This is a genomic window from Streptomyces sp. 150FB (assembly GCF_000818195.1).
Classification (GTDB): Bacteria; Actinomycetota; Actinomycetes; order Streptomycetales; family Streptomycetaceae; genus Streptomyces.
In genome coordinates this window covers 2,180,404-2,187,047 of record NZ_JTHL01000001.1, presented here as the reverse complement: position 1 = coordinate 2,187,047, position 6,644 = coordinate 2,180,404, and the positions used below count along the sequence as shown (strand labels likewise).

The following is a 6,644-nucleotide window of genomic DNA, read 5'->3' as shown; positions in this document are numbered from 1 at the left end:
CGGCGCAGGCCGCGTAGCCTCGGACGACCGCCCGCCACGCGCCGTAACTACGTCGGCATCCCCGGGTTTTCGCCCCGGAGCGAACCCCGTCAACAACCGCAACCAACGGCCGTGCACCACAACCGCGTCAGCGAAACGACCGGGGCGACCACGACCGCCCACCCCTAGGCCTGATAAATGGCTTCGATTTCGTCGGCGAAGTCCTTTGAGACCACGTTGCGCTTCAGCTTCAGGGACGGGGTGATGTGGCCCCCGTCCTCCGTGAACTGGTCCGTGAGGATGCGGAACTTGCGGACCGATTCGGCCTTCGACACCGCCGCGTTGCCCTCGTCCACCGCGCGCTGGATCTCCGCCACCAGTTCCGGGTCCAGGCGGAGCGTCGCGGCTGTGGAGTCCGTTGCCTTGTGGTGTTCCTCGGACCAGCGGGCCAGGAACTCGGGGTCCAGGGTGATCAGCGCGCCCACGAAGGGGCGGCCGTCGCCGACGACCATGCATTCGGCTACCAGGGCGTGGGCGCGGATGCGGTCCTCGATGACGGCGGGGGCGACGTTCTTGCCGCCGGCGGTCACCAGGATCTCCTTCTTGCGGCCGGTGATCGCGAGGTAGCCGTCCTCGTCCAGCGTGCCGATGTCGCCCGTGTGGAACCAGCCGTCGGCCAGCGCCTCGGCCGTGGCCGCCTCGTTGTTCCAGTAGCCGGTGAAGAGGTGCTCGCCGTGCAGCAGGACCTCGCCGTCGTCGGCGATCCTCACGACCGTGCCCGGCAGGGGCTGGCCCACCGTGCCGATCTTCTGGCGGTCCCAGGGGTTGAAGGAGGTGGCGGCGCAGGACTCCGTCAGGCCGTAGCCCTCCAGCACCGTGAAGCCGATGCCCCGGAAGAAGTGGCCGAGCCGCTCGCCCAGCGGCGCGCCGCCCGAGATGGCGTACTGGCCCCGGCCGCCGAGCACCGCGCGCAGCTTGCTGTAGACGAGCCGGTCGAAGAGCTTGTGCCGGAGCTTGAGGCCGAGGGCCGGGCCCTCGGGTGTCGACAGGGCGCGGCTGTAGGCGATGGCCGTGTGCGCGGCCTTGTCGAAGATGCGGCCCTTGCCGTCCTCGTGGGCCTTGGCGCGGGCCGAGTTGTAGATCTTCTCGAAGACGCGGGGGACGCCGAGTACCAACGTGGGCCTGAAGGACGCGAGATCGTCCGTGAGGTTCTTGATGTCGGGGACGCAGCCGAGCTTGATCGGGGCCATCACGGCGGCGACCTCGACGAGCCGTCCGAAGACGTGCGCCGCGGGGAGGAAGAGCAGGACGGAGCAATCGCCGGTGTTGAAGAGGGGTTTGAGGCGCTCCACGGCGTTGCCGCACTCGGCGAAGAAGCTGCGGTGGGTGAGCACGCAGCCCTTGGGGCGGCCCGTGGTGCCCGAGGTGTAGACGATCGTCGCGGGGTCGTCGGCCTTCGCCGATCCGGCGCGTTCGTCGACGGTCGCCTCGGTGATCCCGGCGCCGGAAGCGGTCAGTTCGTCGACGCCGTTCTTCTCGATCTGCCAGACGTTCAGCAGGCCGGGCAGGGCGTCGCGTACGGATTCGACGGTCGCCGTGTGCGCGTCGCTCTCCACGATCACGGCGACGGCCCCGGAGTCGCCGAGGATCCACTGCACCTGTTCGGCTGAGCTGGTCTCGTACACCGGGACGGTGATCGCGCCCGCGCTCCAGATCGCGAAGTCCAGTTGCACCCACTCGAAGCGGGTACGGGACATCAGGGCGACCCGGTCACCCGGTGCGATGCCGGCGGCGATCAGGCCCTTGGCCGCCGCGCGTACCTCCGCGAGGAACTCCGTGGCGGTGACATCGGTCCAGACGCCGGCGACCTTGCGACCGAGGACCGCCACATCGGGGTGTTGAGCGGCGTTGCGGCGGATGAGATCCGTCAGGTTGCCGTCCGTGGGGACCTCGTACAGGGCCGGAAGGCTGAACTCGCGCAAAACTGCTGCTCCTCATCGGGCGCCGGCGCCACGGCTCCGTGGGGCACCGGCTGCGGTCCAAGATCGGGCAGGTGCTCCTGGAGGAGAGCACGGCTGGACTGCCTGGACGTTACCCATCAGTACTGACTTACCGATAGGGGGTCCCGGTCAGATGTTCCCTGCGTCACATGTTTTTCGGTCCACTCGCCGCACAGTAGTGCACCCCGCTGACACCATGGAAGTAATCGCAGGTCCGGTGCCCTCTACCGGGCGCGGGGACGTCGTTCTAGGGTGATCGTCATGCGAGTCAACGTGGTCAGTGATGTGCACGGGAACACGGGGGCGCTCGCGGCGGCCGGTGACGGCGCCGATGCCCTGGTCTGTCTCGGAGACCTCGTGCTGTTCCTGGACTACGCGGACCACTCGCGCGGGATCTTCCCCGACCTGTTCGGGAAGGAGAACGCCGACCGGCTCGTGGAGCTGCGTACCGCGCGCCGCTTCGACGAGGCGAGGGACTTCGGCGGAGCGCTGTGGGCGGGCCTCGACCTCGACCCGGGGGCGGCGATCGAGGGAGCGGTGCGCCGTCAGTACGCCGAGATGTTCGCCGCCCTTCCCACCCCGACGTACGCCACCTACGGCAATGTCGACATACCGGCGCTCTGGTCCCAGTACGCGGGCCCCGGCACCACCGTCCTCGACGGCGAGCGCGTGGAGATCGGCGGCCGGGTCTTCGGCTTCGTCGGCGGCGGCCTGCGCACCCCCATGCGCACCCCGTACGAGATCTCCGACGAGGAGTACGCGGCCAAGGTCGAGGCGATCGGGGAGGTCGACGTGCTCTGCTCGCACATCCCACCCGAGCTGCCCGAACTGGTCTACGACACGGTCGCCCGCCGCTTCGAGCGCGGCAGCCGCGCGCTGCTCGACGCCGTACGCAGGACGAAGCCCCGGTACGCGCTGTTCGGTCATGTGCACCAGCCGCTGGTCCGCCGGATGCGCGTCGGCTCCACGGAGTGCGTGAATGTGGGGCACTTCGCTTCCACGGGCGTTCCGTGGACCATGGAGTGGTGACCCCGGACCCCTTTCGGTTCCTGCCGTCCGTGCGTTCGGGACCGGTGGCCACGCGATAACCTGCACGGGCGTACCCAGCCCAGAGGAGCACGGCGATGGCGGAACACACCAGTTCGAGCATCACGATCGAGGCGGCACCGGCCGAGGTCATGGGCGTGATCGCCGACTTCGCCCGCTACCCGGACTGGACGGGTGAGGTCAAGGAGGCCGAGGTGCTGGCCACCGACGGCAAGGGCCGCGCCGAGCAGGTCAGGCTCGTGCTGGACGCCGGAGCGATCAAGGACGACCACACCCTCGCGTACACCTGGACCGGGGACAACGAGGTGAGCTGGACCCTGGTGAAGTCGCAGATGCTGCGCTCCCTGGACGGCTCCTACCTGCTCACCCCCGCCGGCGACGGCACCGAGGTCACCTACCGGCTGACCGTCGACGTCAAGATCCCGATGCTCGGAATGATCAAGCGCAAGGCGGAGAAGGTCATCATCGACCGCGCCCTCGCCGGTCTGAAGAAGCGCGTCGAGTCCGCCCCCGGCCCCCTTCCCGGAGTCGAATCCGCCCCTGGAGCGTGAGCTGATGCGTACGGTCCTCGTCACCGGCCCCGGCGGTGCGGGCCGTACCACCGTGGCCGCCGCCACCGCGCTCGCCGCAGCCAGGCGCGGCGACCGCGCCCTGCTGCTCACCTCCGACCACCCCGGCGACCTGCTCGGCACATCCGTAGGGACGGATCCCGCGCAGCCGGACCGGGTGACCGACGGGCTGTGGGCGGCCCGCGTCGACTCCGGCGCGCACTTCCGGCAGGAACTCCTCCGCTTCCAGGAACGGGCCTCCGGCGCCCTCGACCTGGTCGGCGCCCGCAAACTGGCCGGCGAGGAACTCACCGAACTCCCCGGCAGCGAACAGTTCGCCCTGCTCCACGCCCTCCACCAGGCGTCGGGCGGCGACTGGGACGTCCTCGTGGTCGACATGCCGCCGCTGCGCGAAACACTCGCGCTGCTCGCCCTGCCCGAGCAGCTCCGCCGCTACATGCGCCGGCTGCTCCCGCAGGAACGCCAGGCCGCCCGCGCGCTGCGCCCGATCATGGCCCAGCTCGCCGGCGTACCCATGCCCTCGCAGTGGCTGTACGAGACGGCAGCGCGCCGCGACGCCGAGCTGGCGGCCGTCCAGTCGCTGATCGAGGACCGTACGACGTCGCTGCGACTGGTCGCCGAGCCAGGGCCCGGGGCCCAGGAGGCGCTGCGCACCGCCCGTACCGGAGCCGCGCTGTTCGGCCTGCGCGTCGAGACCCTCGTGGCGAACCGGCTGCTGCCGCGCGGCTCGGTCGACCCCTGGCTCGCGTCGCTCGTCGCGCAGCAGCAGAAGTGCCTGGAGGGCTGGTACGGGGAGTGGGTGCTCGGCAGCACCTCCCTCTGCGAGGTGGGACACCTCGGCCGCGACCCGCGGGGCATCGAGGACCTCACCCTGCTCGACCTGGAATCGGACCGCACGCTCACCACGGGAGCCGGCGGTCCCACGGAGACCAGTGGCCACGGCGGGGCAGCCGCCCTCTCAGGGGGCGACGGGCTCGCCCTGGAGCCCGACGGCAGGACGCCGGGTCCGGCCGGTGATCCCTGGAGTGTCGAGGACCGGCGCGAGGAGGAGAACCTGCTCGTCTGGTGCCTGCCGCTGCCCGGCGCAGTCAAGAGCGAGGTCGCACTCGTCCGCAGGGACGACGAACTCCTGCTCACCGTCGGCCCGTTCCGCCGGATCGTCCCCCTGCCGTCGGCGCTGCGCCGCTGTACGGTCACGGGCGCGGCCCTCACCGACGGGGTGCTCCGGGTCAGGTTCGCGCCCGATCCGGGACTCTGGCCGCGTACGGACTGAACGACCTACAGCCGTTCGGGTACCGTCGAAGGGGACGAACCCTTTCGCATCCCACAGCGAAAGGCCCGTGTCTCAGACGCAGGAGTACCCCATGAGCGATGCCAGCGAGCGCCCCGACGCCGACGCGGACGCCTGGGCCACGGCGTGCGCCGAGGATCTGGCGGCGGAGAAGGTCCGCCGCCGGGCCACCTACGGCAGCCCGCCCGCCTCCGCGGCCGACGAACTGCGTAAGTTCGTCGACGCCGTCACCGACAAGGTCTCCTCTCTTCAGGGACCGCTCTTCGGCATGGTCGGCCAGGGAGCCGTACAGCAGCTCCTCAATCAGGCCAAGGCCGCGGTCGAGCCGGTCATCGAGCGCAATCCCGGAGTCTTCGACCACCTCGCCGCCGCGGGCGGCGAGATCCTCGCCGCGTACCGTACGGCCGTCGAGAGCCAGGAAGGCCGCTGGACCCAGGGCTCCACCACCCCGGGCGGCGACGCGGGCGGGGCGGGCGGGAAGAGTGACCCGTACGACCTGACGAAGCCCGACGTGACGAAGCCCGGAGCGACGGCGCCCGATCCGACGAAACCTGACGCGACGAACCCCGGCGTGACGAAGGGCGATACGGAGACGTCCGGCGATCCGACCGACCCCAGGGACGAAGGGCCAGGTCCGGCCGGTCACATCGACCTGGACTGACGGGCGGGTGCCCGCCCTCGGGTACGGTTGGGCCAAGCGGGGCTCGACCGAAAACTGAGGGACACATGGGACTCACCATCGGCGTCGACATCGGCGGCACGAAGATCGCGGCCGGCGTGGTCGACGAAGAGGGCACCATCCGGGATATGCACAAGGTGCCCACTCCGCCGACCGCCGAAGGCATCGTCGACGCGATCTGCGCCGCGGTCTCCGGCGCCGGCGAGGGGCACGAGATCGAAGCGGTGGGCATCGGGGCCGCCGGTTACGTCGACGACAAGCGCGCCACCGTCCTCTTCGCGCCGAACATCAACTGGCGCCAGGAGCCGCTCAAGGACAAGGTCGAGCAGCGCGTCGGCCTGCCGGTCGTCGTGGAGAACGACGCGAACGCGGCGGCCTGGGGCGAGTACAGGTTCGGGGCCGGACAGGGCCACGACGACGTCATCTGCATCACGCTCGGCACCGGCCTCGGCGGCGGGATCATCATCGGCAACAAGCTGCGGCGCGGACGCTTCGGCGTGGCGGCGGAGTTCGGCCACATCCGGGTCGTCCCCGACGGCCTGCTGTGCGGCTGCGGCAGCCAGGGCTGCTGGGAGCAGTACGCGTCCGGGCGGGCGCTCGTGCGGTACGCGCGCCAGCGCGCCAACGCGACGCCGGAGAACGCCGGGACGCTGCTCGGTCTCGGCAACGGCACACCGGACGGCATCGAGGGCAAGCACATCAGCGCCGCCGCCCGCGCGGGCGACGCCGTGGCCATCGACTCCTTCCGGGAGCTGGCCCGTTGGGCGGGCGCCGGGCTCGCCGACCTGGCCTCGCTCTTCGACCCGTCGGCGTTCATCGTCGGCGGTGGTGTGTCGGACGAGGGCGAGTTGGTCCTCGACCCGATCCGCAAGTCCTTCAGGCGCTGGCTGATCGGCGGCGAGTTCCGTCCGCACGCGCAGGTTCTCGCCGCCCAACTGGGCGGCGAAGCGGGCCTGGTGGGCGCCGCCGACCTGGCACGGCAGGGCTGATTCCGTACGGCTGTGCCCGCCGGGCCCCCATCGGGGGCGCGGCGGGCACAGCCGTGTCGGGCCGGGTCAGAATGTGGTCATCGCGTCCCG

6 protein-coding genes are annotated in these 6,644 nt (G+C 70.9%); 5 read left to right on the top strand and 1 reads right to left on the bottom strand.

The window, feature by feature from the left end:
- Positions 1–164: 164 nt before the first annotated feature.
- Positions 165–1,961 (bottom strand): AMP-dependent synthetase/ligase, encoded by a 1,797-nt coding sequence (locus tag QR77_RS09055; RefSeq protein WP_040020826.1) that lies wholly within the window; start codon positions 1,959–1,961, stop codon positions 165–167.
- 279 nt (positions 1,962–2,240) lie between these two features.
- Here QR77_RS09055 and QR77_RS09050 point away from each other — a divergent pair, with 279 nt between their 5' ends.
- The 5 genes from QR77_RS09050 (at position 2,241) to QR77_RS09030 (ending at position 6,554) form a co-directional block, all read left to right on the top strand.
- Positions 2,241–3,008, top strand: coding sequence for a metallophosphoesterase (locus QR77_RS09050; RefSeq protein WP_040027579.1), 768 nt, complete (start codon positions 2,241–2,243; stop codon positions 3,006–3,008).
- 95 nt (positions 3,009–3,103) lie between these two features.
- The gene (locus tag QR77_RS09045; RefSeq protein WP_040020817.1) at positions 3,104–3,577 is read left to right on the top strand and encodes an SRPBCC family protein; all 474 of its coding nucleotides are present in this window, start codon (positions 3,104–3,106) and stop codon (positions 3,575–3,577) included.
- 4 nt (positions 3,578–3,581) lie between these two features.
- Positions 3,582–4,868, top strand: a complete 1,287-nt coding sequence (locus tag QR77_RS09040; protein ID WP_040020815.1) for an ArsA-related P-loop ATPase — start codon at positions 3,582–3,584, stop codon at positions 4,866–4,868.
- A gap of 91 nt (positions 4,869–4,959) precedes the next feature.
- Entirely contained in the window at positions 4,960–5,547 is a 588-nt protein-coding gene (locus QR77_RS09035) for a DUF5304 domain-containing protein (protein ID WP_040020813.1), read from the top strand.
- Positions 5,548–5,612: 65 nt separating this feature from the next.
- Complete coding sequence (locus QR77_RS09030; protein WP_040020812.1) at positions 5,613–6,554, top strand: ROK family glucokinase; 942 nt, start codon at positions 5,613–5,615, stop codon at positions 6,552–6,554.
- Positions 6,555–6,644 lie beyond the last annotated feature (90 nt).

Excerpts from the sequence above, each read along its gene's own strand:
- QR77_RS09050 (WP_040027579.1), top strand. The coding sequence starts at position 2,241 with ATGCGAGTCAACGTGGTCAGTGATGTGCACGGGAACACGGGGGCGCTC.
- QR77_RS09045 (WP_040020817.1), top strand. The coding sequence starts at position 3,104 with ATGGCGGAACACACCAGTTCGAGCATCACGATCGAGGCGGCACCGGCC.
- QR77_RS09040 (WP_040020815.1), top strand. The coding sequence starts at position 3,582 with ATGCGTACGGTCCTCGTCACCGGCCCCGGCGGTGCGGGCCGTACCACC.
- QR77_RS09035 (WP_040020813.1), top strand. The coding sequence starts at position 4,960 with ATGAGCGATGCCAGCGAGCGCCCCGACGCCGACGCGGACGCCTGGGCC.
- QR77_RS09030 (WP_040020812.1), top strand. The coding sequence starts at position 5,613 with ATGGGACTCACCATCGGCGTCGACATCGGCGGCACGAAGATCGCGGCC.